This window comes from Streptomyces nogalater, assembly GCF_039532885.1.
GTDB classification, from domain to species: domain Bacteria; phylum Actinomycetota; class Actinomycetes; order Streptomycetales; family Streptomycetaceae; genus Streptomyces; species Streptomyces nogalater.
Genome location: NZ_BAAASM010000010.1, coordinates 176,052 through 191,209 on the forward strand (window position 1 = coordinate 176,052; position 15,158 = coordinate 191,209).

A 15,158-nucleotide genomic window follows, 5' to 3' on the forward strand; every position below is an offset into this window, starting at 1 on the left:
GACCATGATCGTGGACGACCAGGCCATCGTCCGCACCGGCATGGCCATGATCCTTTCCGTGGAGGACGACATCACTGTGGTGGCCGAGGCCGAGGACGGCGTGCGGGCCGTCGCCCTGGCCGCGCACCACCGTCCCGACGTCGTCCTCATGGACATCCGCATGCCCCGCCTCGACGGACTCGACGCCCTGCGGGCCCTGACCCCGCCCGGAGCGCGTCATACGCCGAGAGTCGTCATGGTGACCACGTTCGATGACGACGAGTACGTCACCCGGGCCCTGCGGTCCGGGGCCTGCGGCTTCATCCTCAAGGACGCCGGCCCGCGGCTCCTGGTCGAGGCGGTACGTGCCGCGGCGGCCGGCGACTCGCTCATCAGCCCTTCCATCACCGTCCGTCTGCTGGAGCGGATGATGCGGACGCTTCCCGCACCGGATGAGGAAACAGACCTCTCACCGCGTGAGTCGGACGTGGTTCGCCTGGTGGCCCAAGGGCTGACCAACGCCGAGATCGCCGAGGCGCTTCGCATCACCGTGGGCACCGTGAAGACGCACCTGACCAACATCCAGGCCAAGTTGGCGACTCGCAACCGCGTGGAGATCGCCGCATGGGCGTGGCGGAACGGCTACGCCCGTCATGAGACCGGCGAATCACCGTGAGCGGATTTGGTGTCTCTGAAATGTGTAGGTGAAAGGAGGCGCCCACGAGGGCCGGAAGAACGGTCAGCGGGCCGCCTGTTGCCGCCGCTTGCGGTAGGTGGCCACCTTGTGCCGGTTCCCGCACTCGGCCATGCCGCACCAGCGACGGTTCGCGGACCGGGACAGGTCCACGAAGAGCCGGGTGCAGTCCTCGTTGAGGCACTCCCGTACGCGAGCGAAGTCGGAACCGCCGAGCAGACCCACGGCGTCCCGGGCCACCGCGCCGAGCACCTCGTCGACGCCTCCGGTACGGATCAGCCGGCCGCCCTCGTCGAGCTGGTGCCTCGGCAGCGGCAACCGGGCTGCCTCGTTCACCTCGGCGAGCGCTTCGCGCACCTCGTCGTCCGCGGCCGGTGTCGGCGGCCACGCGCGAACCAGCGCGTACACGGCTTCCCTGAGACGGCACGTCCGGGACAGGGCGCGGGGGTCCAGCGGGCCGGGAGCGTCGAGCAGGCCCGCCTGCCGGATCCAGCGCCCCAGGTCGTCGGGGGAACGCAGCAGCTCGATGCGCCGGCTCCGCCGCCACAGCAAGGTGCCCGCGAGGTCCAGGGACAGCCGCCCGCTGACGAAGACGAAGTCATCCACACCCTCATGGTGCCAGCCGCTCTCCGGCACCGTCGTCACCCCTCCTGCCCGCCCAGCACCCCGGCGACCCGGTTCAGGATCTCCTCCAGTACCTGCCGGGAGGTGGCGAAGTTCAGTCGCAGGAACCCGTCGGCGTCCGGGCCGAAGGGCGTTCCGCCGTCGAGCAGGACCCGGCCGTCCCTGAGCACCTTCTCCACCGGCGGTTCGGCCGGACCGAGCGGCCGGGTGTCCAGCCACGCCAGGTAGGTGGCCTCGGGCAGGTGGTGGCGGAGCAGCGGGAGCCGGTCGCGCAGCACTGCGTGGACGCGCCGGCGATTGCGGTCCAGCACGGTCAGCAGATCACGCTGCCAGGCGTCGCCGTGCTCCCACGCGGCCAGGGTGGCGACCACACCGAGCGGTGAGACGGTGCCGTACAGGTCGGGCGGCTGCGCGTCGCGCAGCGCGAGCAGGCGGTCCGGGCCGTAGTGCGTCACGGCACAGCGGATGGCCGCCAGGTTGAACGCCTTGGTCGCGGAGGTCAGGGTCACCGTGCGGCGGGCGGCGTCATCCGACAGGCTCGCGAAGGGGATGTGCCGGTGGGGGGCGTAGGCCAGCTCGGCGTGGATCTCGTCGCTGACCACGAGCAGATCGTGCCGTCGCGCGACGGCGGCGATCTCGCCGAGCTCCTCGCGCGTCAGGACCCGGCCGGTGGGGTTGTGCGGGTTGACCAGGACGAGTGCCTTGCAGCTGGCCCGCTTCACCGCGGTGTCCAGGGCGGCGAAGTCCATGCGCCAGCCGTCGTCCGTGTCCCGCATCGGGACGGGTACGGCACGCCGGTTCATCGTCCGCAACGTGGCGAGGAACGGCGGGTAGTTGGGCGTCTGCACCGCCACCGCGTCGCCGTCCGACGTGGCGAGGTGGAGGACGAGCTGCAGGCACTGGATGAGGTCGGTCTGCTCGCGCACGCGGTGCGCCGACGCGGCCCACCCGAACCGCTCGGCCATCCGCTTGGCGAAGGCCGTGCGCAGCGGGCTGCCGTCCGGCCAGTCCGGATACCCGAGATCGCGGCCGTCAACGGCCTCGCGCAGCGCGTCCACCACCGGCGGCGGGGTGGGGAAGTCCATGTCGGCCACCCACGCGGGCAGGACGTCCCGCTCCGGGCGGTGCCACTTCACGCTGCCGCGGGCCCGCAGCCGGTCGAGGCCGAGATCGTCGAAGCCGGGAACGTCCCGGGCCGGTGCGGTGTTCACGCGGGCTCCTCGGCTCGCAGGAGATCGCGGGTGATCTGCACCTGCCCGTGGTGCTGGGCCAGTTCCTCCAGTACGTGGAGCCGGACGCCCCGCACGCTCAGGGGACGGCCCGGACCCTCGAACTCGGCCGGAGGCGCGTTGCGCGGCGATGCGGACGGCGGCGCTGTGCGAAGGTCCGCCTCCAGGCGCGCGAAGAGCGCGTCGACCTCCCTCCGCAGGCTTTGTGCGTCCCCCTTCGCCGTGAACTCGGCGGGCCGGTCGCGGGCGACGCGACGTCCCGCGACCACGTGGCCCAGCCAGTAGTCGGCCACGCCGACGCAGTGGTACGCGATGGCGTAGGGGGAGTTGGCGCCGGGCAGGGGCGGCGCGGTGTTGCCGAGGTCGTCACCCAGTTCTTCCAGCGCGCCGAGCATCCCGTCGAAGGCGCGGCGGAGGAAGTACAGGTACTCGTCGTGATCGTGCACGGTGCCTCCTCATCGGTCGGAGCGACAGCTTCACCGCGACAGTGACACCTGTCAAGGAGGTGTCTTGATGTGCCTCGCTTAGCGAGCAGTGGCACGAGTCGCTGACAAAGGCGTCAATTTTGAGGCGTGAAGTAACTGTCCTGCATGGTGTCTCAGGGCGGGGTGCGCCGAGGCGACCGGTGACATCGCGTCCGCATCCGGCGGGTTCTGTAACAGCCGTGTGCCGGAGCCGTCGCGAACGTGCCACCGCATCGAACTGATCCGGTGGGCCGTCCGTCGTGCTGATCGGACGAGGCAATCACACAAGGGCGCTCCCAAGCGCTCGCCGACCGAGAGGACATCTCATGAACCACCGCTTCCGCGCCGCCATCGCCGCTTCCGCCGCACTCGGTGCCGGACTGCTCCTGACGGCCTGCCAGGAGGGCTCCGGCTCCGCCGCCGACGCCACGGCCAAGACCACCGCCACTTCGGCGGCAACGCCCACCCCCCGGCCGGTGGCCGACGCCACCGAGACGGCCGCTTCGGGCGGTGGCCAGAAGAGCGGGTCGACCGGGGCCACGGCCGGTGCCACCCACAGCGGCGGCGGCACGAAGGCGAGCACCGGCGAGGGCCGGACCTCCGACGACGGCGCCGCCGCCGACAAGACCGGCTACGGCCAGGGTTGCGGGTCCAACGACCTGCGCTGGTCGGCCAAGTCGATGACCCAGGCGGGTGGTTACATCCAGATCAGCGTCAGCGCGAAGCCCGGTATCACCTGCGTGCTGCCCGCGGGGCTGCCGGTCGTCGCCTTCGGCTCCGGGGGCACGCAGGCTCATCCCGCGGAGCAGTCCGCGGGGAGCGAGATCACCCTCAGCGGCGGCACCACCGTCTACGCGGGCGTCAACCCCAAGACCACGAACGACGACAACGGCACCGAGTACAGCACGGTCATCGTGTCCGTCAGCGACGGTGACCCCCACCCCGTCTCGCTGCCGGTGGGGAACACCGTCGTGGACAAGCCCGTGGTGACCAACTGGCACACGAACCCGGCGGACGCCGTGCCGGCGGGCTGAGCGGGCGCGACACGACCCATGCGGTCACCTCGGCGGCGTACTCAGACGCCGCCGACAGTCGTGAACCGCCCGACCGGCCCCGGGACGTTGCCGCCACCTTCACGGCGATGAGCACCAGTGAGCACCAGTGAGCACTGGTCCGGACACGATCTCGAGCGGACCCGGGCCACATCATGGAGCCGGCCAAGACGACGCGGCCCGGCGCACGGTGCACCGCCGGGTGCCGCGAACTCCCCTTGTCCCGGCCGGAACACGCTCGCGCGACCGTCCGCGCAGGTCTTCCCCCGCCGTTCATCACCACGCTTCAGGAACAGAAGGAACCTTCATGAAGCCGTACCTCTCGGGGCACTACACCCCGCACGTGGACGAGATCACCGCCTACGACCTCGTGGTCGAGGGACAGCTGCCGCCGGAGCTGTCCGGCCGTCTGGTCCGCAACGGCCACAACCCCAAGCCCGGTGTCACTCCCACCCACTGGTTCAAGGGCAGCGGCATGGTGCACGGCATCCGCCTGCGGGACGGCCGGGCGGAGTGGTACCGCAACCGCTGGGTACGCACGCCGGCGCTGGAGGGCGCGCCGTACATGACCGAGAACGGTCCCGATCTGACGGCGAGCACCGCGGGTACGCACGTCATCGAGCACGCCGGAAGACTGCTGGCCCTGTGCGAGTCGAACCTCCCCTTCGAGCTGACCGACGAACTGGCGACCGTGGGAGCCTACGACTTCGACGGCAAGCTCACCAACGTCATGACGGCCCACCCCAAGCACGACCCGGTCTCGGGAGAGCTGCACTTCTTCAGCTCGTCCCCGTTCCCGCCCTACCTGACCTACCACGTCTCCTCGGAGAAGGGCGAGTTGGCGCACAGCGAGGAGGTGCCGGGTGCTACGGCGGCCCTCAAGCACGACTTCGCCATCACCGAGCGATACGTCGTCTTCGTCGAGGGAACGGTGACCTTCGACCACACGGAGACGTCCGGGATCCCGTACGCCTGGAAGGACGAACAGCCCGCCCGGATCGGCGTGATGCCCCGTGGGCGGGGCGGCGCGACGGCGATCCGCTGGTTCGACATCGAGCCGGGATCGATGCTGCACGCCGCCAACGCGTACGAGGACACCCAGGGCAGGGTCGTCCTTGAGGGGCCGACCGTGGACCGGGAGGGGTTCCGCACCTCCTGGAACTGGTGGGTCGGATCCCCGGACAGGGGGGCCGTCCCCAACTCCCGCTCCCACAACCGCCAGTGGGTGGTCGACCTGGCAGCGGGAACCGTGCGCGAGCGGATCGTGGACGACCTGGTGGTGGAGTTTCCCACGATCAACGAGGACGTCATGGGCCGTGAGCACCGCTTCCAGTACGCGGTCTCGTTCCCCGATGAGCGGGGTGTCGGCAATTTCGGGGTGGTCAAGTACGACCGGGCCACCGGTGGCCGGCAGGTCCGGCACGTCGGCGACGGACAGCTCCCCAGCGAGGCGGTCTTCGTACCGGCCGGGGGCGGCACGTCCGAGGACGACGGGTACCTGCTGACGGTGGTCAGTGATCTGCACGCCGACGCCTCCAGCCTGCTGGTCCTGGACGCCTCGGACATCCTGCGCGGCCCGGTGGCGACCGTTCACCTGCCGCGCCGGGTCGTAGCCGGTATCCACGGCTCCTGGATAGCCGACCGCGACTGACCCGGCACGCCGGGGCGCCCCTCCCTGCCCGCCCCTGCTCGCTGAGTGGTCAACCACACACGGAGTCAGCATGTCCAAGTCATCAAGGTCCGCAACCGGCCCGGGTGCCGCTCTCGCGGCCCTGGCGGCAGCCCAGTTCACCGTCATGCTGGCCACCTCGATCGTGAACGTGGCGCTGCCGCAGGTCCGGTCCGGCCTGGGCCTGTCGGACAACGGCACGACGTGGGTGGTCAACGCCTACGGCTTGGCCTTCGGGGCGTTGCTGCTGGCCGGCGGCCGGGTGGCGGACCTGCTGGGGAGGCGTCGCGTCCTGCTCGCAGGGGGTCGCACTGTTCGGTGCGGCCTCGGTGGCGGCGGGACTGGCGGGCTCGCCGGCCGCTCTGATCGCCGCTCGTGCCGCGCAGGGAACAGGCGCCGCGGCCATCGCGCCCGCGGCCCTTGCCCTGGTGATGGACCTGTTCCCGCCCGGCCCGGGCCGTGGCAGGGCGCTGGGGGTGTGGGGAGCGGTCTCGGGCGCCGGCGGAGCGGCCGGCGTCCTTCTGGGCGGCGCCCTGACACAGGCGTGGGGCTGGCCCTGGATCTTTTACGCCGTCGGGATCGGAGCGTTCACGGTGCTGGCCGCGGCAGCGGCGTTCATCCCCCGGCAGACGTCCGGTTCGGGCACCGGCAAGTTCGACCTGCCGGGCACCGCCACCGTGACACTGGCCCTGACCGCGCTGGTGTGGGGGCTGACGACCGCACGCGGCTCCGGCTGGACGGACCGTGTGGTCCTGGGATCCCTCGGCCTGGCCGCGACGCTCACGCTCGCGTTCCTTCTGATCGAGCTTCACCATCCCCGCCCGCTGCTGCCGCTCCGACTGTTCCGCACCGGTCGTGTCACCACCGGCAATGTCCTGATGGCACTGCTGGGTTCGGTGTGGATCGCCCTGTTCTTCTTCCTGCCGCTCTACCAGCAGCAGGTGCTCGGCTCCGGTCCACTGATGACCGGTCTCGGGCAACTTCCCCTCGCCGCGTCCAACATGCTGGGCTCGACGCTGGCGCCACGTATCGCGCGCCGTATCGGTGCGACCGCGACCGTCTGTGCGGCTCTGCTGTCCGAGGCCGCGGGGCTGCTGTGGCTGTCAGGCGTCAGCGCGCACGGCAGCTATGCGGTGGACGTTCTCGGCCCGAGCGTCCTGGTGGGCCTGGGACTGAGCATCGCCTTCGTCCAGCTGACCGCCCTGTCCGTCGAGGGTGTCGCCAAGGAGGACGCCGGTCTGGCCGGCGGCCTGGTCAACACCTCCCGCCAGGTCGGCGGTGCGATCGGTCTCGCGGTCCTCGCCACTCTCGCCGGCACCGTCACGAGTCACGCGTCGGTTCACCAGACGAGTACGGAGGCGCTGACCGTGGGCTATCGCGTCGCCTTCGGCGTCTCCGCCGCCGTACTGACCGCGACCGCCCTGGTCGGCGTCCTGCTCATCCGGCGCCGTCCCCGGGCCTCGACCTCGATTCCCACCACGACGCCGGCTTCCGCGGTCAACGCCCGCACCCGGTGACCGATACACCACCGACCGCCCGCACACCGCGGCACACCCGCCGCGGTGAACCATTCGAAGGGATATGCCGAAATGTTCTCCATTGACGAGGATGCCCCTGTCGTCGTCCGTCTGTCGACCGTGATCGACGCGCCGATGGAGAGGGTGTGGGCTCTGCACGCCGACGTCGACTCCTGGGCGGAGTGGAACGCGGACGTGGATGAGGCGAAGCTGGACGGTCCGCTGCTGCCCGGCAACTCGTTCAGATGGAAGACCCACGGCCTTGACATCACGTCGACCGTCCAAGAGGTCGTTCCCGGAGAGCGGATCGTGTGGGGCGGCCCGGCCAATGGCATCGACGGCGTCCACGTGTGGACCTTCGAGCGGACGGGAAGCCAGGTGACGGTCCGTACCGAGGAGTCCTGGAGCGGTGCCGTCGTGGACGCCGCCGCCGACGAGCTCGGCCGGGCCCTCCACGAGTCCCTGACCGCGTGGCTCGCGGCGCTCAAGGCACGCGCCGAGCGGACCGGCTGACGACTACGTCGGCTGCCCGAGGCGTTCGCTCGCGTCGTCCCTCGAACCCTCCGCCCTGTCCCCGCTCCCCACGACGGTTCCTCGAACCCCTTCCTAAGGCCGGCCTCATGCGCGTCACCACCGCGGCCAAGTCCGCCATCCTGACCACTACGCTCATCCTTGCGGCTACCGGCACCGCCGCCGCCCTCACCGACGAGGGCCCCGCCAGGGCCGTCGCCGCCACCCACCACACCGCTGATGTGCGGTCTTCCGCTGGAGCACCGAGGGCCTGGACATCACCTCCACCGTCAAGCAGGCCGACTACGGCAAGCGCCTGGCCTGGGGCGGCCCGGCCCAGGGCATCACCGCCGTCCACGTATGGACCTTCACCCCGACCGGGAACGGCGTCATCGTCCACACCGAGGAGTCCTGGACGGGCGCCCCCGTCCTCGCCCATCAGGCAGCCCTGCAGTCCGCGCTCGACAACTCCTTGCACAACTGGGTCAACAACCTCAAGCACGAAGCGGAGACACAGGCGGCCAGGTAGCCGCGCATCGGGCGAGGGCCGGCCGGTCGGGCAACGGGACCGCATCTGACCTGCGGGTACTCCCGCCTCAGCCCCATGTGACGTGTTTCCGATGACGCATCATGTGGAGTGCGTGGTGATTCTGGAGCCTGCCGAAAAGGGCAGCTGACCTGCGGTTTGGTAGGTGCGCATGATGTGCGTCGACCAGCAGGAATGAGGGCTGGCGGGGATCGGTTCCGGGGCACTGGCCCGTGTCTGGCCCGGATCTTGACCGTGGGTTAGTCAAAGCCGGAGTGTGCCTGTTCGCACGGGCGCTGATACTGCGGCGACGAGCCGGTTGGATTTGTTGCGGCACCCGGGCCAGTGGAGCGAGCACGGACAGGCGGTTCTCGCGAGAGTACCCCCGGCATATGTGGTCCCACCCCCGACGGCGGCTGGCAGAGGCCACCTCCGCATGTGCGGGAACCACGTCGCCGCCTCACGGTTGGCTCCTCGGAAAGGGGTTCCGAGGAGAAGTCCGAAAGTGGCGGAGCGACTGCGCGAACGCCCGCTCTCGACGAGCGGGGGCGTGGGCGGCCCCAGGGAGTGGCTGCGCGCGGGAAACCTCCAGCACATAACGTGCGTCGTACAGAGCCTGTCCTGCGGCTGAGCGAGCCGCCGGGACAGGCTCTGTGGAGCCTGCCGTCCTGTGCCTGGCTCAGTCGAACAGCGGTGCCAGCGCGGTCTCGCCCGCCAGGATCCGCCAGGCGGGCACCCGCACCGTCCGGCTCACCAGGCAGGCCTTGGCCCCATGGCCCCCGGAGGGCAGTCCGGTGAGCAGGTCGCCTCGCGCGTGGATGAGCCTGAGGTGCCGCGCGGGGTTTTCACCGGGCCGCGGTCCGGGGTCGATCAGCACCGCTGTGTTCTCGCCGGCGTCGGTGAACACCAGGTCCACAGGGTGTCCGCCCACCAGGGCGGCCCGCTCAAGATCGGTGATGCCACGTCCGGTGAAGTACTGCTGAAGGCGGTCGGCGAGGTCTTCGCGGGCCTCGGTCACCGGGCCGGTCGGGCCGGTCTCGGCCGTCGTGCCGCCGTCGCCCGCCCCCAGTGGCGCCGAGCGCGCGGCGAGGAGGGCCGGCAGGCCGCTCTGTTCCTGCCAGAAGGCGAGGTCGCCCACGGTGATCAACTGCGACTTGGCCCGGGTGACCGCCACGTTCCACAGGTTGACCTGGCTCGCGACCCAGTGCGTCGTGCGGGGCGGTGTGTTGGGCGCCGCCACCGGGCTGAGCACCATCACGTCGCGCTGTCCGCCCTGGAAGGTGTGGACGGTGCCGACCCGGACCCGGTCGTCGTCCTGCCACATCCGGGCCAGTGTCTCCTTCTGCGCCCGGAACGGCGTGACCACTCCCACGGTCGCGTCCGGCGCGAGCCCCGCCAGCAGCCCGTCGACCACGCGCCGCACGGCCTCCGCCTCGGCCGTGTTCCGCCAGGATCGCCCGTCGCCGCCACGCGTCGATTCCCCGGAGGGTACGTCGACCCAGCCGAGCACCGGTGCCGGGTCGGCCGCTCCCACCGGGTCGTGTCCCGGTACCTGCCGCCGCACGTCGGTCAACACCCGCAGACGACCGCCGTAGCAGTGGCCGTTGACCACGTCCGCGATCCGCGGGTGGCAGCGGTAGTGCTCGTCGAGGAGCAGCGCGCCGTCGCCGTGCTGTTCGGCGGCGTGGTACGAGGAGTACACGTGGTAGGCGAGGCGGTGGTGCTCCAGTTGCGCGGCGCTCAGCCCGGCCCGCGCCCGTGCCTGCTTCTCCTGCTGTGGTGACACGCCCGGGATGTGCCCGAGCTGCATGGGGTCACCGATGATCAGCGCCCGGCGGGCCCGGAACAGCAGGGGCAGCACCGACGGGATGGAGCACTGGCTGGCCTCGTCGATGACGACGAGGTCGAACAGCTTCGGGGCGAGTTCGAGCTGCCGCACGGAGTGGGTGCTGACGGCCCATCCCTTGATGTGGGTCATCAGGTTCTTCTGGCTGCGCTGGTAGCCGGAGCGGCGGCGGAGCGCCTGGAGCCGCTGGTTCATGAGCCCGGTGGCCTGCTCCAGGGTCTCGGCGGACAGCGCGCGGGACAGTTCCGCCGACAGACCGGACAGCGCATTCGCCGTCGCGGCCCTGGAGGCCTTGAGCCCGTCCTCATCCCATTCCTCGTGCCGGTGGACGAGTTCCCGCACCTCCCGCTCCACGGACACGATGCCGGCCAGGGACTCCAACAGCTCGGGCGGTACCGGACGTCTCGTCGCCCAGGCCGGCCACGCCGGTCCCGACCCCCCGGGGTGCTCCGACACGGCCGCGACCAGCGCGGCGAGCGCCCGCCCACGTCGCCACTCCCCGAGTTGCCACCAGGGGGCCCCGGCCGTCCTCCGTGCTCGCTCCGCCCACCGGTCCAGCGTGTCCGCGTCGTCCGCGTCCGCCGCCCAGGCCCCTTCGAGGAGAGGCAGGGCCAGCTCCAGCTCGGCGGCCCGTTCCTCCCGGTCGCGGAGCAGTTCCAGCAGCCGCGTCTCCTCACCGACGCGGTGGGCTGCCTCCGTCCGCAGCCGCCGCGCCGTGCCCCGGGTGTTGCGCAGCTCGCCGCCCACGGTGGCCGATCCGCGCGGCGGCGCCTCGACCGGTTCGGCCAGCAGCCGTTCCAGTTTGGCCGCCTCCCGCTCCAGTGCTTCCGCGTTGCCCGTCCGCATCAGCAGACCGGGCGCGATGTCGTCGCAGCGCTCGGCGACGACGTTCACGGCCTCGTTGTTCGTGGAGGCGACCAGCACCGACTGCCCCGCGGCGACGCAGGTGGTGACGACCGCCGTGACGACCTCGCTCTTCCCCGTGCCGGGCGGCCCGGTCGCCACGGTCAGTGGCTGGGTCATCGCCGAGGAGATCACCTGCTCCTGGCTCTCGTTGCACGGCCCCGGAGCGACGGGTGGCACCGGGTCCGACGCGGTGGCGGTGGTGGCCGCTGCCTGCCCGGCAAGCAGCGCGCCCAGCGCGGTGCCCGGGATCTGCCCGGTCCGCGTGGAGATCTGAAGCAGGTTGTCCACCAGCGCCTGGGTGGCCATGGCCTCCGCGCCGGACGGCACCAGCAGCACGGCCGCGTTGTGCGCGCCGGGCCGCAGCGCCTGCATGACCGTGCGCTCGCTGAGCGCGGACGGGTCCAGCGGTTCGAGTTCCGGCAGCCCCAGCTCCTCCAACAACTCCCTTATGGCGCGCAGCATCTGCGCGTCGTTGCCCTCCTGCCAGGCCGGCTGCCAGCGGGCCACCAGGTCGGCGGCGTCGCCCGCGTCCAGGAGTTCGGAGACGACACCGCTGTGCAGGGACGGCACACCACTGGGTCGGAGCACGTCCCGGCCCTCCTCGTCCGGCGCCAGCTCCATCTGCTGGACGAGCAGCGGCGCCAGCTCCACCGTCGCGCGCCGCCCCCGGCCGCCATCCCGCGCGGGCAGCGTGATCGCCGGATACCCGTACCAGTACTCCTGCCGCGTCCCCGCCTCGGTGCCCGACCCGGCCCGTCTGTCCCGCGGTCGGGGCAGCGATCCGGGCGCGACGATGTGCGGTCCACGGCCCGACTGGATGGTCTCCTCGCCCTGGGCGAGCAGGAAGTACTTCTCGTTCCGGCCGCTGTCCCGGTCGGGCCGCATGCCGGCCGCCGCCTGCGCGGTGAGGCAGTCCGCGTAGTAGCGCAGCAGCCGCTGCGCATCGACGCCGTCCCGTTCGTCCGCCTCGGCCAGCTCCCGGGCCTTCAGCAGCGCGGGGGAGCGCCGGGCGGCGTCGCCGACGCCGTGGGGCAGTGCGGGAAGCCGCACCGGTCGTGCCACCGACCGGGCGAAGGGGAGGCTGCGGGTGGCCCTGATCGTGGACTTGGTGGGCCGCTGCTCCTCCGGTACGCCGTTGCGGGCCATCTGCGCGGTCAGGTAGTCGAAGAGATCGTCCGGGGTGATCCAGCCGCCGTCTTTGATCCGGCCGTTGCGCAGCCCCTCGACGATTTCCCCGGTGAACCGGGAGGTGCCTAGGCTGGAGCCGGGTGGCGCCATCGCGGAGGCGGCTTGGAGAGCGTCGGACGCGGTGATGAAGTACACGCCGGTCGGCCGCAGCAGTGTGCTCGCCGCGGGCCGGTCCGGTTCCGCCGAAGGCCCCTTGGCGGTCCAGCCCTGCACGACGGAACCGCTGGAGCAGCAGTCCAGCAGGACCACTTTGGAGGCGGCCCGGCAGGTCTGCAGCATCCGCTCCAGGAACTCCGCCGGTACGGCTGTACCCGGCAGGTCGGCCGGGTCGGTGTCCCGGGTCAGGAAGTACAGCTGGCCGTCCTGCTCGCAGTACTCGCCGTGCCCGCTGAAGTAGAGCAGCGCGGTCTCACTGGGCTGCCGGGCCTCCAGGAACGTCTCCACGGCGTGCAACATCTCCGCGCGCGTGGGCTCGGGGGCCATCGCGCACTCGTTGTACATGCCGATCTCGGTGTTCTCCAGGACGGCCCGCATGTAGTGCAGATCGGCGCGTACGGCCGGGAGGTCGGCGTACGCCTGGCTGTCGTACGTGGAGACGCCGATGAGTAGGGCGTGACGGTCGTTGTCGGTCATCGTCGTTCAGCCTGCCGTCGTGCCCTCGTCGCCGCCGTCCGTGAGGAACCGCTCGATCAACGTGGCGTCCTCGCGTGCCTCCTTGCCGGTGATGTGCAGGACCGCGCCGTCGGGCCGCTTGACGACGATGGTCCGCTGCGGGACCCGCGCCAGCCATGTCTGCACCAGGGCGACGACGAAAGAACCGGCGCTCAGCAGCAGCCCGACGGTCTCGGCTGACGGGCCGCCCTTGTCGCCTGCTCCCACCGGGCCGCCAGGCGTGGGCAGGTCAAGCCTGGCCGTGGAGTCCGCCTCGGCGAGTACGGCGAGCAGTTCGCGTGCCTCCTTGCGGGCGCGCAGCGGGTCTTCGTCGACGACGGAGATCCGGTATCCGGTGTGGTGGTCGGGCATGGCTTCTCGTGCTCCCCGTGAGTTCCCCGGCTCCTTGCCGGGCGAACGACACTAGCGCCCGGCACTGACACCGCAGCGCCCGTTCGGCCTTGCCTCACAGGTCGTTGGCGTGAAAGTGCTTGCCGATGGCCGGGGCCCGTGCGTTCCCTGCCGGGTCAGGTCACGCGCGATTCCGGGCGGTTCCAGGTCGGAGAGCACAGGGACGCGTGCGGTCCGGGTGTGGATGACCTCCATACGGAGGGTGTCGGAGCCGCGGGTGAGCCGGACGTGGGAGTCCCGACCGGCGACGTGCCCATGCCGTACGGCCTCGGCGGCCGGCCCGGCGGTGATGAGCGTGAGAGTGTCGTTGACCCAGCCGCCGTACGGGCGTCCCCATGTGCAGAGCCGGTGGAAGAGCAGCCTACGGGCGAGGCGTGCGCGAGGTGCTGGACGCGGGCGGGGTCCTTCCGGAGATGAAGGAGGAAGTGGCCCGGGGCTCTACTCGACTCCGTGTCCACAGCGGACCCGAAGCCGATCGCCTGCGGTCCGTTCGGGCCGGACAGCACGTTGGTCGGCTTCAGATCACGGTGCGGGGAGCGGGTCGTGGGCGGCCACGTCCCGGCTCGGCGAGCGGCGCCTGCGTCGGCGGCGCCTGCGTCGGCTCGGGCCGGGCGCCGATGTCAGTGCCGTCTGCCACGCTGCCGTGCATGACGTGGACGGCATTCAAGGAGCTTTCCTTCTACTGGACTACCTGGACCCTGTTCGAAGCCCTGTGGATCGGCATGCTGTGGTCTACACGCAGCCGCGTACCCGGGCGCGCTGTCTACTGGTTCCGGCCGGCGAGGCGCATCCGGCGCCGGGCCTGCGAGAGGCGTGCCGGCAGACTTCTCGAACAACTGGAGCGGCAGGGAGTACCGGAGCAGGACCGGCCGGACAAGGATCAGCTCGTCGACCGGTGGCACCGGATCGTCGCCGGTCGATGTGCCGCCGTCCCCTTCCAGGTGGGGCCTCTCCTCCTCGCCGTCGCACCCTTCTGGCCGTTGAGGCCGACGCCCGAAGGGGACACTGCCGGGTCGCTGAAGATGTTCGTCGCGCTCGCGGTGTACAGCGTCGTATCCATCGCCCTCATGGCCGCCGACGAACGGGCCACGGCCGTCTCCGACCCGGCCGGGCTGGTGACGTCGAGGGCGGCGCTCTTTCTTGAGGTACTGCTGGAGAGGCCGGGCGAACGGCGCTCCCAGGATTCGGCTCTCGACAGCCATGGCAAGGCCTTCGGCCGGTTGTGCAGCGCCCTGCGTACTCAAGCCCGGCACCTCACGCGCGAGGCGTCGGCCACGGTGCGGGAGAAAGTCCGCCAGGACACGGAACGGCTGATCGCGGCGCTCACCCAGTCGAACGAGCGCTGCCTTCTCTCCGAGGGAACGGACCGTGAGACGGCCGTATCCGAACTGGCCCGCCTGGTCTCCAGCGCTCTGCGTCACAGCTGCCGTCCCCGGAACAGCCGCGACACTCTGCTCGTCGTCGGACCGCACGTGCTGCCGGACGCCCCGGCACCGGAGACCACGGCTGATACGACGAAGGAGCCCCTGCCCAACCGCCTTTTGCGCTGGACCGGGTGGCTCGTCGCAGCTGCGGCCCTGTTCACCGGCGCGGTGGTACTCCCGGGCGGCGGAGCCGCCGCGGACGTGCTCCTCCTCGCGGGCACGTTCAGTGTCGCGGCCGTCTTCCCGCCCCTGCGGGCGGTCCTTGGCCGAGCGGTCGCCGGGATGTCCGGCTCAGTTCCGGCCGGCACCGAGGCGGTGCCGGACCAGGCGCCACGGCCGCCGACTCCGTCGTCGTCCTCCGCCTGTCCTCACTGTGCTGACCGGTCGTCCGTCACCGTGGGATCACCAACGGTAAGGTGACGACTGATCGGGGCGGGCAGAACGATCCCGCATGGCATGAGGGGGAGG

The 15,158-nt window shown here is 71.2% G+C and carries 12 protein-coding genes and 1 pseudogene; 8 read left to right on the plus strand and 5 right to left on the minus strand.

What is annotated here, in order from left to right:
• Positions 1-4 precede the first annotated feature (4 nt).
• On the plus strand, positions 5-655 hold the full coding sequence (locus ABD350_RS10445) for a response regulator (protein ID WP_344347647.1): 651 nt from the start codon (positions 5-7) through the stop codon (positions 653-655).
• Positions 656-718: 63 nt separating this feature from the next.
• On the opposite strand, the gene ABD350_RS10450 is transcribed toward ABD350_RS10445, so the two are convergent.
• The 3 genes from ABD350_RS10450 to ABD350_RS10460 are packed head-to-tail and all read right to left on the minus strand — an operon-like array spanning position 719 to position 2,972.
• Positions 719-1,279, minus strand: coding sequence for a CGNR zinc finger domain-containing protein (locus tag ABD350_RS10450; RefSeq protein WP_344347590.1), 561 nt, complete (start codon positions 1,277-1,279; stop codon positions 719-721).
• Between the two features lie 35 nt (positions 1,280-1,314).
• Entirely contained in the window at positions 1,315-2,508 is a 1,194-nt protein-coding gene (locus ABD350_RS10455; RefSeq protein WP_344347591.1) for a MalY/PatB family protein, read from the minus strand.
• On the minus strand, positions 2,505-2,972 hold the full coding sequence (locus ABD350_RS10460; RefSeq protein WP_344347592.1) for a DinB family protein: 468 nt from the start codon (positions 2,970-2,972) through the stop codon (positions 2,505-2,507). Before ABD350_RS10460 ends, ABD350_RS10455 begins: the two co-directional genes overlap by 4 nt.
• Positions 2,973-3,316: 344 nt before the next feature.
• Between ABD350_RS10460 and ABD350_RS10465 the strand changes: the two genes are divergently transcribed.
• From ABD350_RS10465 to ABD350_RS10490, 6 genes and pseudogenes are all read left to right on the plus strand, one after another.
• On the plus strand, positions 3,317-4,024 hold the full coding sequence (locus ABD350_RS10465) for a DUF4232 domain-containing protein (protein ID WP_344347593.1): 708 nt from the start codon (positions 3,317-3,319) through the stop codon (positions 4,022-4,024).
• A 325-nt stretch (positions 4,025-4,349) separates the two neighbouring features.
• A complete protein-coding gene (locus tag ABD350_RS10470; protein ID WP_344347594.1) occupies positions 4,350-5,693 on the plus strand; it encodes a carotenoid oxygenase family protein in 1,344 nt (447 codons plus the stop codon).
• A gap of 145 nt (positions 5,694-5,838) precedes the next feature.
• A pseudogene (locus ABD350_RS10475) lies at positions 5,839-5,952 on the plus strand (hypothetical protein); the annotation flags it as partial.
• A gap of 88 nt (positions 5,953-6,040) precedes the next feature.
• Positions 6,041-7,228: an MFS transporter gene (locus tag ABD350_RS10480; protein WP_344347595.1), complete on the plus strand. Its 1,188-nt coding sequence runs from the start codon at positions 6,041-6,043 to the stop codon at positions 7,226-7,228.
• Between the two features lie 72 nt (positions 7,229-7,300).
• Positions 7,301-7,741 carry an SRPBCC family protein gene (locus ABD350_RS10485; protein ID WP_344347596.1) on the plus strand — a complete coding sequence of 147 codons (441 nt, stop codon included), beginning with the start codon at positions 7,301-7,303 and terminating at the stop codon, positions 7,739-7,741.
• 1,028 nt (positions 7,742-8,769) lie between these two features.
• On the plus strand, positions 8,770-8,895 hold the full coding sequence (locus ABD350_RS10490) for a hypothetical protein (RefSeq protein ID WP_344347597.1): 126 nt from the start codon (positions 8,770-8,772) through the stop codon (positions 8,893-8,895).
• Between the two features lie 48 nt (positions 8,896-8,943).
• Here ABD350_RS10490 and ABD350_RS10495 read toward each other — a convergent pair whose 3' ends face one another.
• Both ABD350_RS10495 and ABD350_RS10500 read right to left on the minus strand, forming a co-directional pair.
• Positions 8,944-12,837: a caspase, EACC1-associated type gene (locus ABD350_RS10495; RefSeq protein ID WP_344347599.1), complete on the minus strand. Its 3,894-nt coding sequence runs from the start codon at positions 12,835-12,837 to the stop codon at positions 8,944-8,946.
• A 6-nt stretch (positions 12,838-12,843) separates the two neighbouring features.
• On the minus strand, positions 12,844-13,227 hold the full coding sequence (locus ABD350_RS10500) for an effector-associated constant component EACC1 (RefSeq protein WP_344347600.1): 384 nt from the start codon (positions 13,225-13,227) through the stop codon (positions 12,844-12,846).
• Between the two features lie 413 nt (positions 13,228-13,640).
• Between ABD350_RS10500 and ABD350_RS10505 the strand changes: the two genes are divergently transcribed.
• The gene (locus ABD350_RS10505) at positions 13,641-15,110 is read left to right on the plus strand and encodes a hypothetical protein (protein ID WP_344347601.1); all 1,470 of its coding nucleotides are present in this window, start codon (positions 13,641-13,643) and stop codon (positions 15,108-15,110) included.
• Positions 15,111-15,158: the final 48 nt, after the last annotated feature.

What these genes read in the sequence shown, in the direction of transcription:
- ABD350_RS10470 (WP_344347594.1), top strand. Translation starts at nt 4,350, where the DNA reads ATGAAGCCGTACCTCTCGGGGCACTACACCCCGCACGTGGACGAGATC.
- ABD350_RS10500 (WP_344347600.1), bottom strand. Translation starts at nt 13,227, where the DNA reads ATGCCCGACCACCACACCGGATACCGGATCTCCGTCGTCGACGAAGAC.
- ABD350_RS10485 (WP_344347596.1), top strand. Translation starts at nt 7,301, where the DNA reads ATGTTCTCCATTGACGAGGATGCCCCTGTCGTCGTCCGTCTGTCGACC.
- ABD350_RS10445 (WP_344347647.1), top strand. Translation starts at nt 5, where the DNA reads ATGATCGTGGACGACCAGGCCATCGTCCGCACCGGCATGGCCATGATC.
- ABD350_RS10465 (WP_344347593.1), top strand. Translation starts at nt 3,317, where the DNA reads ATGAACCACCGCTTCCGCGCCGCCATCGCCGCTTCCGCCGCACTCGGT.
- ABD350_RS10495 (WP_344347599.1), bottom strand. Translation starts at nt 12,837, where the DNA reads ATGACCGACAACGACCGTCACGCCCTACTCATCGGCGTCTCCACGTAC.